A 16,921-nucleotide genomic window follows, 5' to 3' on the forward strand; every position below is an offset into this window, starting at 1 on the left:
GGATCAGCCCTTCGGACGCTTGAGGTACGCGACGTGCTGTTCGCCCGTCGGGTTCGGCAGCACGGTGACCAGTTCCCAGCCGTCCTCGCCCCACTGGTCGAGGATCTGCTTCGTCGCGTGGATCAGGAGGGGGACGGTCGCGTACTCCCACTTGGTGGCGCTCATGGAACGGGAGCGTAGCCAAGCGGGCAAGACCGGCGGGGGCCACCGCCGGGTTGACGCGCGCGACGCGCCGGAGTGTGGTCCATCTCACGCCGCTAGCGTGGGCTCGTGGAAACGTGGCGCGTGATCGCGACGGCGCTGCTCGCGGCGGCCGGGCTGCCCCTGGTGCTCGTCGTGATGGCGAAGGTGCGCGATCGGACGCAAAGCTCCGGTCAGGTCGCGCTCGGCGGCGTGATCACCTTCACCCTGCTGCTCGTGGTGGGCGTGCTCACCCTCACGGTGCTGCCCGGGCTCGCGGCCTGGGTGCTGGTCGCGGCGGTCGCCGCTGCGGTCAGCGTCATGCTGCTGGCCAGCTGAGAGCTGATTTAGGGTGAAGAAGTGACCACTCCCCATGCCGGCTGGACCGACGAGCTTGCCCGCGCCCGGCTGCACTTCGTCACCGGCAAGGGCGGAACCGGCAAGACGACGCTCGCCGCGGCGCTCGGCCTCGCGCTCGCCCGCGAAGGCCGTCGCGTGCTGCTCATCGAGGTCGAGGGCCGCCAGGGCATCGCCCAGCTCTTCGACACCGAGCCGCTGCCCTACGCCGAGCAGCGCATCGCCGCCGTCCCCGGCGGGGGCGAGCTGCGCGCGCTGCACATCGACGTCGAAGCCGCGCTGCTCGAGTACTTCGAGATGTTCTACAACCTGGGCTTCGCCGGGCGGACGCTGCGGCGGATGGGCGCGATCGAGTTCGCGACCACCCTCGCGCCGGGCCTGCGGGACGTCCTGCTCACCGGGAAGATCAAGGAGTGCGTCGGCCGGACCGAGTCCGACGGGCGGCACACCTACGACGCCGTCGTCGTCGACTCGCCGCCGACCGGCCGGGTCGTCAAGTTCCTCGACGTCACCAAGGCCCTCACCGACCTCGCGAAGACCGGCCCGATCCGCGGCCAGGCCGAGGGCGTGGTGCGGCTGCTGCACTCCGGCGAGACGGTGATCCACCTGGCCACGCTGCTGGAGGAGATGCCGGTCCGCGAGACCGTCGAGGCCGTGGCCGAGCTGGACGGCGCCGACCTGCGCCCGGGCGCGGTGCTGGTCAACCGGGTCCGGCCGCCGCGGCTGCCCGCCCGTTCGGTGACCGCCGCCGCGGACGGGCGCGTCGACGCCTCCCGCGTCCGGACCGGGCTGGCGTCGGCCGGGCTGAAGCTGCCGCAGGAGACCCTGGACGCGCTGGTCGACGAGACCGTCGAGCACGCCGTGCGGGTCGCCGCCGAGCAGCGGGCGCGCGAGCAGCTCGCCGAGGCCGACCTGCCGACCCTGGAGCTGCCGGACCTGACCGACGGCGTCGACGTCGCGGCCCTCTACGACCTGGCCGAGGCCCTGACCGACCAGGGGGTGCGGTTGTGACCACCATCGACATCGACGCGCTGCTCGACGACCCGGAGAGCCGCGTGATCGTCTGCTGCGGCTCCGGCGGCGTCGGCAAGACCACCACCGCCGCGGCGCTGGCCTTGCGCGCGGCCGAGCGCGGTCGGCAGACCGTCGTGCTGACCATCGACCCCGCGCGCCGGCTCGCCCAGGCGCTCGGCTTGCGCGAACTCGGCAACCACCCGAAGCAGGTGCAGGTCGAAGGGTTCGAGCCCAAGGGCGAGCTGTGGGCGATGATGCTCGACATGCGCCGCACGTTCGACGACATGGTGCGCGTGCACGCCGGCCCGGAACGCGCCGAGCAACTGCTGAAGAACCCCTTCTACCAGACCATTTCCACGTCGTTCTCCGGCACGCAGGAGTACATGGCGATGGAGAAGCTGGGCCAGCTCGCGGCCACCGGCGACTGGGACCTGATCATCGTGGACACCCCGCCGAGCCGGTCCGCATTGGACTTCCTGGACGCGCCGACGCGGCTGTCGTCCGCTTTGGACGGCCGGATGATCCGCCTGCTGACGGGCCCGGCGAAGGCCGGCGGCTGGGGCCTGCGCAAGGTCGTCAACGCGGGCTTCTCGATGTTCGCCAAGGCCGTGTCGACGATCATCGGCGGCCAGCTGCTGACCGACGCGTCCGCGTTCATGCAGGCCTTCGACAGCATGTTCGGCGGCTTCCGCGAGCGCGCCCGCAAGACGGCGGAGCTGCTGCGCTCGTCCGGGACGTCGTTCCTGGTGGTGGCCGCGCCGGAGCCGGACGCGCTGCGCGAGGCGTCCTACTTCGTGGAGCGGCTCTCGTCGGAGTCGATGCCGCTGGCGGGGCTGATCGCGAACCGGACGCACCCGGTGCTCGCGAAGCTGTCGGGCGCGGAGGCGCGCGCGGCGGCGGAGTCCCTGCAGGACGGCGACACGAACGCGCCGCTGGCCGAGGCGGTGCTGCGGCTGCACGCGGACCGCGTCGACCTGGCGGCTCGCGAAGAGCGGCTGCTCGCGCGGTTCACCCGGGCGCACCCCGAGGTGGCACTAGCCCGGGTGCCCGCGCTGGCCGGTGACGTGCACGACCTCGACGGTCTGCGCGACATCGGCGTCAAGCTGGCCGGCTGAGCGGCGCGGGGGACGCGGCGGCAGGGCCGCGCCCACCCGCCCCGGCTTCAGCCGACTTCGACCCGCTCCTCCGCGTCCCTCTTGGCCGCTTCGAGCAGGTCGGCCCAGCTCACCACGTCGGGGCGGCGGCGCAGCAACGCCCGCCGCTCCCGCTCGGTCATGCCTCCCCACACGCCGAAGTTGATCCGGCCGTCGAGTGCTTCGGCGAGGCATTCCGTGCGGACCGGGCAGCCCATGCAGACGGCTTTCGCCCGGTTCTGCTCCGCACCCCGGACGAACAGGCCGTCCGGGTCGGCGTCCCGGCAGGACGCGTTGATTCGCCAGCTCGACTGGTTGGTTTCCATACCCCCAGCTCCCTACCCTGGTGATCGACGCACCAGCGGGGAAAGGCACTGCGCTCCCTGCCCCCGCGAGCGTGTCTCCCTCTGCTCACGTCGGTTCCGGGCACCTCCCCGGTGCCGGCGCCGCCGTTCGGACCACGCGAGCTCCCACCCGCGTTGATCCATCCGACGGCTTTTCTTCGTGAGACGTTGACGGACTGTAGGGGCCGTCGGTTCCCCCCGCCAAGACCTAGAATGCCTTCCGTTACCAGATGTCACCGAAGGGGGTCGGTTTTGTCACTGATTTCACACCCTCGGAGACACGGCGTCACCGGCACCTGACCCGCTCCGGGTAGCCTGGCCCTCGTGCGAAAAGCGGATGGTTTGTTCAAGCTCATCGGCCTCTGTCTGCTCGCGGGGGTGCTCGTCGCCGGCATGCTCTTCCCCGTCGTGGGGGCTGCCGGTGTCATGTCCAACCAGGCCAGCGAGACGGTCGAGAAGACGTCGTCGGATCTCGCCGACATCCCGCCGCCGCTGGTGACGACGGTCACCGACAGCACCGGCAAGCCGATCGCGACCCTGTACGACCAGTACCGGCTCCCGATCACCCCGGACCAGATCAACGAGGCCATGAAGTGGGCCCTGGTCTCGGTCGAGGACAAGCGGTTCTACGAGCACCACGGCGTCGACTGGCAGGGCACCCTGCGCGCGGCCGTCAGCAACAGCGCCGGCGCGGACACGCAGGGCGCGTCGACGCTGACCCAGCAGTACACCAAGAACTACCTGATCAACGTCGTCTACCGGAACGACCCGATCGGCCAGAAGAAGGCCCAGGAGCAGTCGATCGCCCGCAAGCTCAAGGAAGCGCGGATCGCGATCCAGCTCGAGACGAAGCTGACCAAGCAGCAGATCCTCGCGGGCTACCTGAACATCGTCGAGTTCTCCCGCCAGATCTACGGGATCGGCGCCGCCGCGCACGCGTACTTCGACACCACCCCGGAGAAGCTGACCGTGCCGCAGGCCGCGTTGCTGGCCGGGCTGGTGAACAACCCGATCAACAACGACCCGTGGAAGCACCCGGACAAGGCGACCGCGCGCCGCAACCTGGTGCTCGACCGGATGGTGGAGAACAAGAAGCTGGCCAAGGCCGACGCCGACCGCTTCAAGGGCGAGCCGCTGGGCGTCGTGCCGGACTTCCCGGCGAAGCCCGCGGCCAACTGCATCGGCGCGGGCGCCGAAGCCGGGTTCTTCTGCCAATACGTCGAGGACTACCTGATCAAGTCCGGGATGACGAAGGACCAGCTCTACTCCGGCGGCTACACGATCAAGAGCACGCTGGACGAGCGCGCCAACCACGAGGCGAAGGTCTCGGCGGAGAACCAGGTCGACAAGACGCAGCCGTACATCGCGAACACGTTGTCGCTGATCAAGCCGGGGAAGGACCGCCACGAGGTGGTCGCACTGGCGGCCAACCGGGACTACGGGCAGAACCCGGACGCGGGCCAGACGACGTACACGCTGCCCGCCGGGGTCTACAACACCGGCGGTGCCGGGTCGACCTTCAAGATCTTCACCACCGCCGCCGCGATGGAGAAGGGGATCGCCGGGATCTACTCGCCGATCGACATCCCGGACAAGTACACCTCGCACGTCTTCACCACGGGCCCCGGCGGATGCGGCGGGCCGACCGGGAAACCGAGAACGTTCTGGTACTGCGTCGGCAACGCCGGCGACTACAGCAGGCTTGCCAATGGCGCGAACATCCAGACAGCACTGGCGACTTCGCCGAACACGGCGTTCGTCGAGCTCGAGGACCGGATCGGCAGTACCGGCCCGGCGATCGACATGGCGCACCGCCTCGGGCTGCGCGAGACGATGGCCACGAGCGCGGCGGGCCGCACGCCCGACCCGAACGCGACCAGGGGCGAGCTGCGGGACCCCCAGAGCAAGTTCTACGGCCCCCAGGGCAACAGCCCCGGGCTGGGCTCGTTCACCCTCGGGGTGAGCCCGGTAAGCGGGCTGGAGATGGCCAACGTGGCCGCCACCCTGCTGTCCGGCGGTGTCTGGTGCCCGCCGACACCGATCGCGGGGGTTACCGACCGCAACGGGAAGCCGGTACCGATCAAGGAAGCCCCGTGTGACCAGGCAGTGCCGGAGGGGCTGGCGAACACGCTCGCGGTCGGCATGAGCAAGGACGACCAGCCGGGCGGCGGTACCTCGGCACAGGCGGCGGCCGCGGCGGGCTGGACGCGCCCGCTGATCGGCAAGACCGGAACCACGCAGTCGAACGTCTCGGCGGCCTTCGTGGGCGGTACCCCGCAGATCGCCGGCGCGGCCATGACGTTCAAGTTCGGCGGCGGTCAAGGCGGTATCTGCGACGCCGGCCCGGGCCGGGTCAGCCTGTGTCCCGGCGGTCGCGACGGCAACATCTTCGGTGGACACGCCCCGGCCAGGACGTGGTTCGGTGCGGTGTCGAAGATCCTGGACGGCCAACCGGAGGCGCCGCTACCGCAGCCGGACCCCCAGTACATGGGCGGCGGCGCCCGGTAGCTCGGTAGGAGGGCCCGCGGGGAACCGCGGGTCCTCCGTCAGTTCTGCGGCATGTCCGACAGGATCTCGGTGTTCCACCACTGGTAGAGCTGGTCCAGCTGGTCGTTGTCGGTCACCTTGGTGGACAGCAGGATCCCCGCCACCAGGTTGTTCTTCTCCGTCCAGACCAGCTGGGCCGGGTCGCCGAGGAAGCAGGTCAGGTACTCGCCCGGGATCGGGTTCGCCGCGCGGTAGTACGTCCCCCAGATCTTCGGGTACTTGTCCGGCCGGCACGCGCCCTGGGCGTCGTTGCGGGTGAGACCCTGGGTCTTCACGATGTCCTGGAAGAACGCGTCCATCGCCGCCGCGTCCGCGAAGCGCAGGAACCTCGCTCCGGTCGGCTGCCGGAAGACCACGTTGCCGATCTTGACGTCGCCGACGTTCGAGTCCGTGCACTCGGCCGCCGCGGCCGCGCCGGGCGGCGGCGCCGCCGGCACGCACGTGAACTGCTTGTAGACCGCGGGAAGCGCGTCGAACAGCTTGCCGTCGGGTGCCGGTTTCGACTCCGAAGTGGACGGTGGCGGGCTCGAGCTCTCGGGCGCCGGCGTCGACGACGTCGGGGGTTCGACCGTCACCGGCGTCCGCGGGCCGCCCGTCTGCGTCGTCTGGTCCTTGGTCACGAGGTACGTGATCAGCAGCGCGACCACGACGACGCCCGCCAGCGCGGCGCACAACGCGATCCACCGGCTCCGCTGGGACTTCGCCGGTCCGCCCGCGGCCGGCGCGAGCTTGCCCAGCGGCCCGGTGAACGGCTGCGGGCCGGGGTACGAACCGGTCGGCGCGCCCGCGTAGGGCGTGGCCGGCATCGGGCGCGGCGGGGTCATCGGGGCGGATCCCGCGTGCTGCCGCGGGATCGGCCCGGAGAAGGTGGGCGGCGGCCCGGTCAACGTGGGTGGCGGCGCGGCCGGGGTCACCGGGCCCGGCAACGTTTTCTGCCACGTCGGCTGCGGGGCGGCCGGCGCGGTCACCGCCGCGCGCGCGGCGTCGGCGAACGCCCGCGCCGTCGGGTAGCGGTCGGCGGGGTTCTTCGCCATCCCGCGCGCCACCACCGCGTCCAGCGCCGGCGGCAGCCCGGGGCACTCCTGCGACAGCACCGGCGGCGGCGCGTTCAGGTGCGCGCCCATCTGCGCGGCCGCGCCCTCCGCCGGGAACGGGCGCCGCCCGGTGAGGCACTCGAAGAACACGCACGCGAGCGCGTAGACGTCGACGAGCCCGGTGATCGGCGCGTCGCCGAAGCGTTCGGGCGCCATGTAGTCGAGCGTGCCGATCACGTTGCCGGTGCCGGTGATCGACGTCCCCTCGGCGGTCATCGACCGCGCGATGCCGAAGTCCACGAGGTACACGAAGTCCGCGCTCGTCACCAGGACGTTGGACGGCTTGACGTCCCGGTGCACCAGCCCGTCCTCGTGGGCGGCGTCGAGCGCGCCCGCGACCTGCTCGACGATCCCGGCGGCCCGCGAGGGCTCGAGCGGGCCGTCTTCCAGCAGCTCCTTCAGGTCCTTGCCTTCGACGAGCCGCATGTCGAGGTACAGGCGGCCGTCGATCTCGCCGTAGGCGTGGATCGGGATCACGTGCGGTTCCCGCAGCCGCGCGACGATCTGCGACTCGCGGCGGAACCGCGCGCGGAAGGCCTCGTCGTCCGCGTTCGGCCCGGACAGCAGCTTCAAGGCGACGACGCGGTCGTGCGCGGTGTCGTAGGCGCGGTGGACCTCGCCCATGCCACCGCGACCGAGCAGGCCCTCGATCCGGTACGGCCCGAACTGCTCCATCGTGCTCCCCAAGCCCCCCGGCTCAGATCCCGTCCATCGGGCCGACGCAAATGCTAAGCGTCAGGTTCCCCGGAACGGCGGCGAAGTCATCCAACTGTTGAGCACGTATCCTGGACTTCGTGAGCACGCTCAGTAACACAAGCACGTCGGGGGCGACCGCGAAGCGCCTCGCCGCGGGGACGGTGGCGCTCGGCGTCGCGACCCTCGGTTACGCCGTCGGCATCGAACGGCGCCACTGGACCCTGCGCACCGCCGAGCTCCCGGTGCTGGCGCCCGGGTCCCGGCCCTTCACGATCCTGCACGTCTCGGACCTGCACATGCTGCCGGGCCACCGCAGCAAGCAGCGCTGGGTCGCCGCGCTGGACGAGCTGAACCCGGACCTCGTCGTCAACACCGGTGACAACCTCTCGCACCGGACGGCGGTCCCGTCCGTGCTGCGCGCGCTGGGCCCGCTGCTCGACCGGCCCGGCCTGTTCGTCTTCGGCAGCAACGACTACTACGCGCCCAAGCCCAAGAACCCGGCCCGGTACCTGATGCCGAAGGGTAAGAAGAAGCGCATCCACGGGATCCAGCTGCCGTGGCGCGACCTGCGCGCGGCGTTCGTCGAGCACGGCTGGACGGACCTGACGCACGTCCGCCGCACGATCGACGTCGGCGGCCAGGCGGTGTTCGCGGCCGGCGTCGACGACCCCCACCTGCGCCGCGACCGCTACACCGACATCGCGGGCCCGGCCGACAGCGGCGCGGCGGTCCGCATCGGCGTGACGCACTCGCCGGAGCCGCGGGTCCTCGACACGTTCGCCACGGACGGTTACGACCTGGTCCTCGCGGGCCACACGCACGGCGGCCAGCTCCGGCTCCCGGGTTACGGCGCCTTGGTCACGAACTGTGAGCTGGATCGCACCCGGGCCCGCGGCGCCTCGCGCTGGGGCGCGCACATGTGGCTGCACGTTTCGGCCGGGCTGGGGACGTCGCCGTGGGCGCCGGCCAGGTTCGCGTGCCCGCCCGAGGCCAGCTTGTTGACCCTGGTCCCGCGCGGTTCGGGGTCCCCGAAGTCGCGAAAGACGGCCCCCCGAAAAGCCCGCGACACCGTCCGCTAGACTTCTTCACGACCCGTTAAGCAGTACCTCGGGGTGTGGCGCAGCTTGGTAGCGTGCCTCGTTCGGGTCGAGGAGGTCGTGGGTTCGAATCCCGCCACCCCGACGAGTAAGAGCCGGTGTCTTCGGACACCGGCTCTTCTGGTTTCAAGGCCGTTTCACCGCGTCGCCGTCACCTCGACCCAGCACTGGCTGAAATCACCGTCGCCGCCGCGGGTCCACACCCAGGCCGACCGCGCCGCGCTCGCCAGCTGGTCGCGGTCGCGGCCCTCCTCCTTGAGCGCCGCCTCCAGCCGCGACTCCACGTACTTCGCCAGGTCGCGGTAGCTCATGTCCGAGCGGTAGCGCGCCCTCGACACCACCTCCGTGAACCCCGCCGTGACGCACTGGTCGGCGATCACCCGGCCCGCGAACGGGTTGCCGCCCGCCTGGCGGCGCAGCAAGTAGTGCCCTCTCAGTGCCGCGTCGACGTTCGCCGTCTTGGGGCGCAGCCTCGCCTTGCTCCAGTCCGATGTGGACAAAGCGAGCCGACCGCCCGGCTTCAGCACCCGGCGCAGCTCCGCCAATGCGTCCAGCGGACGGGACAGGTGCTCGAACAGCGCGTGGGAAAACGCCACGTCCACGCTGCCGGACGCGAACGGCAGGTCGTAGGCCGACGCCACCAGGAAGTCCACTGTGGACCGGCCGGACCGGCGCGCGATGTCGCGGGCCATCGCGATCTGCCCCGCGTCGAGGTCGACGCCCGTCACCCGGGACTCCGCGGCGAGGCCGAGCGTGATCGAACCCGGGCCGCAGCCGAGGTCGACGACCCACATCCCCGGTGCGAACAGCGGCTGGGCGAACGTCGCGCGCTCCGCCGCCGTGCGCGCGGACATCATCGAAACCGCGTCTCGCCCGTAGCCCGGCGCGTAACCCTCCAGCACCCCGCACACAGTACGGCCAGAAGGTGGCAGGATCGAGGGGTGAGCACGCAGTCAGCGAACCAATATCCGCCCGCGGTGGTCCCGGACCGGCTGTTCGACGACGCCGAAGCCGAGAACCGCTGGCGCGCCCGCTTCCACGCGCCGCGCATCTCGACGCCCGAGTGGGCCCGCGACGCCCCCGACGCCAACATCTACGTCTCCAACTCCAGCGGTGTCTGGGAGGTCTACGCCTGGAACCGCGCGACCGGCGAGCACCGCCGCGTCACCGACCGGCCGAACGGCACCCTGCACGCGACGCCGTCCCCGGACGGCGAATGGATCTGGTGGTTCGACGACACCGACGGCGACGAGTTCGGCTCCTGGGTGCGCGAGCCCTTCGCCGCGACCGAGGGCAGCGAACCCGAGAAGGCCGTGCCGGACGTCCACGACGGCTACCCCGCCGGCCTCGAGATCGGCGCGAACCTCGTCGCGGTCGGCGTCTCGACCGACGACGGCAGCGAGCTGTTCGCCCGGACCGGCGGCGAGACGCAGCGCTTCTACAGCCACGCGGACGACGCCGGCATCGCGTCGATGTCCCGCGACGAGAGCCTGATCGCGATCTCCCACTCCGAGCACGGCGACTCGCGCCACCCCGCCCTGCGGGTGCTCGCCACCGACGGGTTCGGGACCGTCGCGGACAAGTGGGACGGCGAGGGCAAGGGCCTGACCGCCCTCGAGTTCTCCCCGCTGCCCGGCGACCAGCGCCTCCTGGTGCTGCACGAACGCCGGGGCCGCGAAGAGCTGCTCGTCTGGGACGTCCGGGCCGACAGCGAGACCGAGATCGAGCTCGACCTGCCCGGCGAGGTCGTCGCCGGCTGGTACCCGGACGCGCGGGCCCTGCTCGTTGTCCACTTCCACGAAGGCCGCAGCTCGTTGTACCGCTACGACCTCGACACGGCCGAACTGTCCTCTGTGGACACGCCGGCCGGGCGCATCGGCGGCGCCGGCGTCCGTCCGGACGGGACGGTCGAGTACTCGTGGTCCAGCGCCGCCGAGCCGGCCGCGGTCCGGTCGCGGGCGACCGACGGCACCGACTCGGTGCTGCTCGAGCCGCCGGGCGAGCGCGCGCCGGGGTCGGAGCCGGTGACCGACGCGTTCGTCGAAGGCGTCGGCGGCCGGATCCACGCGCTGGTCTCCCGGCCGTCGAACGCGCCGGAGGGCCCGCTGCCGACGGTGTTCTCGCTGCACGGCGGCCCGCACTCGGCCGACGAGGACCGCTTCTCCGCCTACCGCGCGACCTGGCTCGACGCCGGGTTCGCGGTGGTCGAGGTCAACTACCGCGGGTCGACCGGCTACGGCTCGGCCTGGCGCGACGCCATCGAGGGCCGGCCCGGGCTGACCGAGCTCGAGGACGTCGCCGCGGTGCACGACTGGGCCGTCCAAAGTGGACTCAGCGACCCGGCCAAGTGCGTCGTGAACGGCGCTTCGTGGGGTGGCTACCTGTCGCTGCTCGCGCTCGGCACGCAGCCGACGCGGTGGGCGGCGGGCGTCGCCGGGGTGCCGGTGGCCGACTACGTCGCCGCGTACGAGGACGAGATGGAACAGCTGCGCTCGTTCGACCGCGCGTTGTTCGGCGGCTCGCCGGAGGACGTGCCGGCGGTGTACCGGGAGTGCTCGCCGCTGACGTACGTCGACGCCGTGACGGCGCCGGTGCTCGTGCTGGCCGGCGACAACGACCCGCGCTGCCCGATCCGCCAGATCGAGAACTACCTCGACCGCCTCGGCGGCCGCGACCTCCACCACGAGTTCTACCGCTACGACGCGGGCCACGGCTCGCTGGTGATCGCGGAGACGATCAAGCAGACGTCGATCGAGGTCCACTTCGCGCTCCGGGCCCTCGGCCTGCGCTGACGCACTCGCCGGGAGGCCGGACGGTCTCCCGGCGGGTCAGCGCCGGAAATGCAGGACGCCCCCGTACCTGTGGTCGGCTGACCTCTTCGGACTGGGACCGGCGGTCTCTTTCGTGGCTCTCGGACGCCTCCCCCGGTTCCGAACGCCGTTTCAACATCTTCGCCAGGAACTCCCATCGCCGCCCGGTCCTCGCCAGTTCCCTGAACAGAGCCGGAGCGGTGCTCTCGGTGAGAGTCATCGGCTCCGCATGACTGCCTCCCGGTCGACCTCTCGATGATGACGGGCAGGTCACTGGCGTTCTTGCCGTTGACCTGCTGATGCCCAAGCGGGCACAGTGATCCGAAGTCCGTGAATGCCACATCGAGGGACCAAATGTCCGTCAATGTGGCATTCACGGACTTTCAGCGTTCGGAGTGCAGGACCCCGCCGGTGGCCCAGTGGTCGGCGCCGACCTCGACCAGTGTCACCTGGACGCCCTCGGGCTTGCCTCCGCAGGTGCGGATGAACGCGTCCGTCAGCTCCCGGACCAACGCGCTCTTCTGGGCCGGTGTGCGGCCGGGGAACATGGCAACGCTGATCATCGGCATGGCGGCTCCTGGGTGCTAGACGGGACGTCGCGAAGCTAGCACCGGCACCGCCGCCGCGTACTGCGGGACGAGCCGCGCGCCCAGGGTCGCCTTCATCTCCGTCATCTTCTTGCCGAACACCACCGACGGCCGCCCGGTCGCGATCGCCCAGCGCACCGCCTCGCCGTAGAAGTGGAAGTACAGGTTCGGGCGCCCGCCCGCCTCCGGGGACAGGGCGCCCCAGTGCCGGGCGATCGGGAGGTCCGGGTGGTCGAGCAGGGTGGCGAGCGCGAGCAGCCGGCCGGTCCGGGTGTCGTGGTACTCGATCACCCACACGTCCGGCTGCCGCAGCAGCGCCGTGAGGTAGCCGGTGAAGTGCGGCAGCGGCACGATCGGGACGTCGTGGTGCTTGCGCTCGTTGTGCCGCAGCACCTCGGCGACGGCGACCGGGTCGGCCTCCTTCCCCGGCCGGAAGCGCACCTCGACCGACGGGTCGGCGTCGAAGGTGCGGAAGATCTTGCGCAGGTTCTGCTTCCGCTTGCGGGCCAGCGAGTTCATCCAGTCGTCGCGGGAGCCGAACGCGGCGACGTCGAGCACCGCGATGTCCTCGGTCCGGCGCACCAGCCGGAACCGGCCGTCGACGGCGGGCACTCCCGGCTCGCCGACCTGCCGGACGAGCAGACCGCGGAACCCGCGGCCGAGCTCGGCGCGCATCGCCGGGACGTAGGACTCAAGCAGCCGTCGGACGCCGCCGTCTTCGCCCGCGTCCGCGAACCACCAGCCCGGCTGCGAACCCGCGCCGGGCCCGCGGACGTCGAGGCCGCCGAACCGGCCGCGGCCGGTCCCGGCGAACCGGTGCCGCCGCGTCCGGCCGGTCACCCAGGCGGCGCTGACGACCCCGCGGAGGTCCGTTCCCTCGCGCAGCACGGTCACCGGCTGCGGGGTCCGCGCGGCCCACGCCTGGGTCGCGAGCACCTCCCAGCTCCAGTCGGCCCGCAGGCCGGCGCGCTCGCGCAACGCCGTCCAGTACGCCGGTTCCGCGTCGTGACGCGGGTCGAGCACGTCGATCACCACCGCGTCACCGGCCTCGGCACGACGACGCCGAGCATCGGGCTCGGCGTGAACCCCAGCGACGTCTTGAGGTCGGTGACCCCGCGGCCCAGCGAAAGGAACTTCCGGTTGTTCTCGATCATGTGCCGCACTCCCCGCACGACGACGTCGAAGTAGAGGTGCTTCGGCCGGCCGTCCCCCGGAGGCAGCGCGGCCCAGTGCTGGTGCAGCGGCATCACCGGGTGGTCGAGCAGGTCGGTGAACGCGAGCAGGCGGCCGCGGTCGTCGTGGTAGGTCGTGGTGACGACGTCGGGGCGGCGGACGAGCTCGCCGAGGTACTCCGCGGTGACCGGGCCGCGCTGGTCGAACTTCACCGGGCCCTTCCTCTCGCGGTGGGCGCGCAGCATCGCCGCCAGCTCCGCCGGGTCGAGGTCGTGGCGGGCCGTCCCGGCGCGGACGACGAGCCCGGGGTCGGCGGCGATCTTGCGGATCTGGCCGCGCAGGCTCGAGCGCCGGTTGCGGCTCAACGACGCCAGCCAGTCGTCGAGGTCGCCGAAGGTGTTCTCCAGCAGCAGGGTCGGGTTGATCTCCCGGACGAGCCGGCCGCGCCCGGACACCAGCCCGGCGTCGTCCGGCGGGATCGCGCGGTACACCACACCGAGGCAGCCGGGGCCGGTGCGCCGGCAGGCCGCGCGTTCGAACCGGTGCAGGATCTCGCGGCGCGCGGCGGCGTCGAGCCCTTCGGCGAACAGCCACGCCGGGTACGCCGACAACCACGCGTGCTGGACCTCCAGCCAGCGCGGCCCCCAGCGGACCGGACCGTCGACCGGGCCGGGCGCGGACGACGAGGTGGGCCGGCAGACCATGGCGAGCACCGCGGCGACAATGTCCGCGCCGTCGGTGACCACGGTCAGCAGGTATGGGCTGCGGGACGGCCGCGACTCCGTGCACAGCAGGCCGTAGTCCCAGGTCAGCGGGGCCTGCTGGGCTTCGAGGAACGCGGCCCAGCCGGCCGGCTCGGGATCGGTGCGCGGGTCGAGCACCCGGATCGACCAGGTCATCGGCCCAGCACCGGCCTCGGCACGGCCACCGAGAACAGGCTCCGCGTGCCGAAGCCCAGCGCCGTCTTCTCCGGCAGCATCGCGCGGCCCGCGGTCAGCTCGGGCCGCCCTTCGGCGATCATGTGCGCCACGCACCGGGCGTAACAGTCGACATAGAGCCCCTTCCGGCCCCCGGCCGCGCTCGGGAGCGCCGCCCAGTGGTGCACCGCGCACCCGGTTTCGTGGTCGATCATGGTGTTGAAGCCGAGCAGCCGGCCGGTTCCGTCGCGGTAGGTGCGGGTCAGCACGTCCGGCCGCCGGACGAGCGCGCCGAGGTAGGCGGGGGCGACCGGGCTGCGGGTGTCCAGGTGCAGCCCGCCGATCCGCGACCGCTGCCCGCCGGCCCACGCGCGGTCGTCCTGCCGCGCGCGGTGGGCGTTGAGCAGCGCGGCCAGTTCGTGCGGGTCGAGGTCGGTGCGCCCGAAGGCCGCCTCGGTGGCGACGTCCGGGTTCAGGTACCGGCGGACGTCCGGGGCGAGCGTCGCCGCCCATTCGTCCACTGTGGAGTAGCGGTTCACCAGCACCGCGGCGGGATCGATCTCCCGCGTCATCCGGCCGCGCCCGCCGAGCGCGGGGACCAGCCCGGGGTCCATCGCGCGGTAGATCACGCCGAGCAGGCCCGGGCCGACGTACGCCCGCAGCGCGCGCTCGAACTCCCGGATCGCCGCGTGCCGATCGGTGAACTCCTCGTCGAAGACGCAGGCCGGGTAGCCGCTCAGCAGCGGGAGGTAGACCTCGGCCCAGCGCGGCCGCAGCCGGCCGCCGGACACCGGCCCGAAGGCCCGCCCTCCCCAGCCCCGGCACACCATCACCGCGCACGCGCCCGCGATCCGGCCGCCCGCGCGGACGACGGCGAGCACCGGCGGGTTCTTCGCCAGCCACGCCTCCCGGCGCAGCAGCTCGTAGTCCCACACCGGCGGCAGGCACCGGGCCCGGAACTCGGCCCACCCCTCCGGCCGCGGGCCGGTCCGGGGGTCGTGGATGTCCACTTGCGACACCGCGGTCGTCGTCGGCGCGCTCATCGGCCCAGCACCGGCCTCGGCACCGCGGCCGTGTACAGCGGCCGCGCCCGGAAGCCGAGATCTTCCTTCAGCTCGATCATCCCGCGTCCCGCGGACAGCTCAATCGCCCCTCGCTGCGCGGTGAAGCGGACCGCGCGGACGTAGGAGTCGAAGTACAGCCACCGCTTCCCGCCCGCGCCGGGTGGCAGCGCGGCCCAGTGCTGCAGGACCGGGGCGTCCGGGTGGTCGAGCAAGGTCTGCACCGCGAGCAGCCGCCCGTCGGTGCCGCGGTAGGTCAGCGTGTGCACGTCCGGCCGCCGGACGAACCGGTCGAGGAACGTCGACGACGGCATCGTGCGCGTGTCCAACGCGAGCCGGCCGTACCGCTCGCGGTGCTCCCGGATCAACCGGGCCAGCTCGGCACCGTCGAGGTCGGTGCGGGCCGGGCCGCCCCGCACCACCAGTGTGGGGTCCTCCGCGAGCCGCCGGCGTTGCCGCCGCAGCGCGGCGCGGCGGGACTTCGACAGCGTGGCGAACCAGTCCTCTTCGGACTCGAACCGGTTCTCCAGCACGGCCACCGGGTCCACGCGCTTGACGAGCCGGCCGCGGCCCTCGAGACCGCCGGCGAGGTCTTCCCCGATCGCCCGGTACACCACGGCGATCAGGCCGGGGCCGAGCAGCCGGGCCGCCTGCCGCTCGAACGCACGCAGCAACGCGGCCCGGTCCCGGAAGCCCGGCGCGAAGACCACCCCGGGGTAGCCGCTCAGCCACGGCTGGTAAACCTCGGCCCAGAACGGTCTCAGCAAGCGCTTACCGGGTCGCGGCGCGAACCGCGGGGCCAGCCGCGGCCGGCAGACCAGAACGGACATCGCGGCGACGAGCTCGTCCCCCTCGCAGGCGACGACCAGCAGCTGCGGGTTGCGGGCGCCCCAGGCTTCGAGCGCCATCACGTCGTAGCTCCAGACGGGGTGCACGCGCGCGGCTTGGGCGAACGCCGCCCAGCCCGCGGGGGCCGGGTCGGCCCGGGGATCGCGGACCTCGAACCTCATGCCAGGACGACCGGGCTGCCGTGCCGCGGGCACGGCGCGATCTCGCCGCGCACCCCGCCGGCCGGGATGACGTCGACGAACCGCGGGGATGCCTGCCGCAACAGCGTGAACGCGAGACCGCCGGCCGTTTTCCGCGCGTAGACGTGCGGCCAGTCGAGGTGCCACCGCCCGCAGTCGCCGAACGCGCCGAGGTACCCGAGCACCGTGTCGTGCAGCACGCCGTAGGGGCCTGCGTCCAGCGAATCGAGTTCGCGCTGCGGCACGGCCTCGACGCGGGGATCCCCGGCGAACGCGGCGATCGCCTTGTCGTCGCCGACGGCGAACACGCGGTGCCCGCGGTCCAGCACGGCCGTCACCTCGCGCAGCACCGACGGGCCCGGCGCGTCCGGGTCGGCGACGCAGCCCCGCACGCCCTTCGGCAGGTCGGCGGGCGGCCGCAGGTCGTCCGGTCCCAGCAGGACGACGAGGTCGCCGGGCCGCGGCCGGCGGGCCGTCCGCAGCACCCGGCCGAGCCCGCGCGCGGGCTCCGTCCGCTGCGCGCCGCCGGCGAGCGGCACGAGGTCGACCAGCTGGTGCACCGCTTCCGCGAGGGGTGCCGCACCGCCGTTCGTCCCGGTGCGCCCGGGCACCAGCACCGGGTCTTCCCGGCCGTCGAGCGCCCAGCGCTCCCGGTAGAACGGCACCGTCGCGAACGCCGAGCGCACCGCCCGTGCGTAAGCCGCGCGCCAAACGACCCCCGCCCCCAGATTCCACATGGCCGGGGAGTCTGCGTCATCGACCCGGTCGTGGGAAGGACTTCGCCGTCAGGACACCCCGAATGCCGGATGGGTTACTACTTTGGTCTGGGTCTAAACGGAGGAATTCGTAGTCCTGCCGTCGCACAACAACGATCCGTCTGCTT

Annotated in this window: 16 protein-coding genes and 1 tRNA gene; 7 read left to right on the forward strand and 10 right to left on the reverse strand. The window is 72.3% G+C overall.

Features of this window, described 5'->3' with window-relative positions; genetic code table 11:
* Positions 1-3: 3 nt before the first annotated feature.
* Positions 4-165 (reverse strand): DUF4177 domain-containing protein, encoded by a 162-nt coding sequence (locus ACZ7OH_RS14450; protein ID WP_086679227.1) that lies wholly within the window; start codon positions 163-165, stop codon positions 4-6.
* Between the two features lie 105 nt (positions 166-270).
* Here ACZ7OH_RS14450 and ACZ7OH_RS14455 point away from each other — a divergent pair, with 105 nt between their 5' ends.
* Genes ACZ7OH_RS14455 through bagB form a run of 3 tightly spaced genes read left to right on the forward strand, consistent with a single transcriptional unit; the run spans position 271 to position 2,666 of the window.
* Positions 271-519, forward strand: coding sequence for a hypothetical protein (locus ACZ7OH_RS14455; RefSeq protein WP_470281218.1), 249 nt, complete (start codon positions 271-273; stop codon positions 517-519).
* Positions 520-540: 21 nt separating this feature from the next.
* Entirely contained in the window at positions 541-1,548 is a 1,008-nt protein-coding gene (bagA, locus tag ACZ7OH_RS14460; protein WP_400896420.1) for an ATPase BagA, read from the forward strand.
* Complete coding sequence (gene bagB, locus ACZ7OH_RS14465; RefSeq protein ID WP_470281219.1) at positions 1,545-2,666, forward strand: ATPase BagB; 1,122 nt, start codon at positions 1,545-1,547, stop codon at positions 2,664-2,666. Before bagA ends, bagB begins: the two co-directional genes overlap by 4 nt.
* Before the next feature lie 47 nt (positions 2,667-2,713).
* Here the strand turns inward: bagB and ACZ7OH_RS14470 are convergent, their stop codons facing one another.
* The gene (locus tag ACZ7OH_RS14470; protein ID WP_329054225.1) at positions 2,714-3,010 is read right to left on the reverse strand and encodes a WhiB family transcriptional regulator; all 297 of its coding nucleotides are present in this window, start codon (positions 3,008-3,010) and stop codon (positions 2,714-2,716) included.
* Between the two features lie 342 nt (positions 3,011-3,352).
* Here ACZ7OH_RS14470 and ACZ7OH_RS14475 point away from each other — a divergent pair, with 342 nt between their 5' ends.
* Positions 3,353-5,536 (forward strand): transglycosylase domain-containing protein, encoded by a 2,184-nt coding sequence (locus tag ACZ7OH_RS14475; protein WP_470281220.1) that lies wholly within the window; start codon positions 3,353-3,355, stop codon positions 5,534-5,536.
* A gap of 38 nt (positions 5,537-5,574) precedes the next feature.
* Here ACZ7OH_RS14475 and ACZ7OH_RS14480 read toward each other — a convergent pair whose 3' ends face one another.
* Complete coding sequence (locus tag ACZ7OH_RS14480; protein WP_470281221.1) at positions 5,575-7,344, reverse strand: serine/threonine-protein kinase; 1,770 nt, start codon at positions 7,342-7,344, stop codon at positions 5,575-5,577.
* Positions 7,345-7,463: 119 nt separating this feature from the next.
* Between ACZ7OH_RS14480 and ACZ7OH_RS14485 the strand changes: the two genes are divergently transcribed.
* Both ACZ7OH_RS14485 and ACZ7OH_RS14490 read left to right on the forward strand, forming a co-directional pair.
* Positions 7,464-8,444 carry a metallophosphoesterase gene (locus ACZ7OH_RS14485; RefSeq protein WP_470281222.1) on the forward strand — a complete coding sequence of 327 codons (981 nt, stop codon included), beginning with the start codon at positions 7,464-7,466 and terminating at the stop codon, positions 8,442-8,444.
* A gap of 29 nt (positions 8,445-8,473) precedes the next feature.
* A tRNA-Pro gene (locus ACZ7OH_RS14490) sits at positions 8,474-8,547 on the forward strand.
* 52 nt (positions 8,548-8,599) lie between these two features.
* Here ACZ7OH_RS14490 and ACZ7OH_RS14495 read toward each other — a convergent pair.
* Complete coding sequence (locus ACZ7OH_RS14495) at positions 8,600-9,364, reverse strand: class I SAM-dependent methyltransferase (protein WP_470281223.1); 765 nt, start codon at positions 9,362-9,364, stop codon at positions 8,600-8,602.
* Positions 9,365-9,403: 39 nt separating this feature from the next.
* Between ACZ7OH_RS14495 and ACZ7OH_RS14500 the strand changes: the two genes are divergently transcribed.
* The gene (locus ACZ7OH_RS14500; protein ID WP_470281224.1) at positions 9,404-11,254 is read left to right on the forward strand and encodes a S9 family peptidase; all 1,851 of its coding nucleotides are present in this window, start codon (positions 9,404-9,406) and stop codon (positions 11,252-11,254) included.
* 401 nt (positions 11,255-11,655) lie between these two features.
* Here ACZ7OH_RS14500 and ACZ7OH_RS14505 read toward each other — a convergent pair whose 3' ends face one another.
* Genes ACZ7OH_RS14505 through ACZ7OH_RS14530 form a run of 6 tightly spaced genes read right to left on the reverse strand, consistent with a single transcriptional unit; the run spans position 11,656 to position 16,724 of the window.
* A complete protein-coding gene (locus ACZ7OH_RS14505) occupies positions 11,656-11,841 on the reverse strand; it encodes a tautomerase family protein (RefSeq protein WP_013230573.1) in 186 nt (61 codons plus the stop codon).
* Between the two features lie 15 nt (positions 11,842-11,856).
* Positions 11,857-12,894: a GNAT family N-acetyltransferase gene (locus tag ACZ7OH_RS14510; protein ID WP_470281225.1), complete on the reverse strand. Its 1,038-nt coding sequence runs from the start codon at positions 12,892-12,894 to the stop codon at positions 11,857-11,859.
* Complete coding sequence (locus tag ACZ7OH_RS14515) at positions 12,888-13,931, reverse strand: GNAT family N-acetyltransferase (RefSeq protein WP_470281226.1); 1,044 nt, start codon at positions 13,929-13,931, stop codon at positions 12,888-12,890. Before ACZ7OH_RS14515 ends, ACZ7OH_RS14510 begins: the two co-directional genes overlap by 7 nt.
* Positions 13,928-14,992, reverse strand: coding sequence for a hypothetical protein (locus ACZ7OH_RS14520; RefSeq protein ID WP_470281227.1), 1,065 nt, complete (start codon positions 14,990-14,992; stop codon positions 13,928-13,930). The genes ACZ7OH_RS14515 and ACZ7OH_RS14520 overlap by 4 nt, the downstream gene beginning before the upstream one ends.
* Positions 14,989-16,020: a GNAT family N-acetyltransferase gene (locus tag ACZ7OH_RS14525; protein ID WP_470281228.1), complete on the reverse strand. Its 1,032-nt coding sequence runs from the start codon at positions 16,018-16,020 to the stop codon at positions 14,989-14,991. The genes ACZ7OH_RS14520 and ACZ7OH_RS14525 overlap by 4 nt, the downstream gene beginning before the upstream one ends.
* Positions 16,017-16,724 carry a hypothetical protein gene (locus ACZ7OH_RS14530; protein WP_470281452.1) on the reverse strand — a complete coding sequence of 236 codons (708 nt, stop codon included), beginning with the start codon at positions 16,722-16,724 and terminating at the stop codon, positions 16,017-16,019. The genes ACZ7OH_RS14525 and ACZ7OH_RS14530 overlap by 4 nt, the downstream gene beginning before the upstream one ends.
* Positions 16,725-16,921: the final 197 nt, after the last annotated feature.

Source organism: Amycolatopsis sp. NPDC114478 (assembly GCF_055633805.1).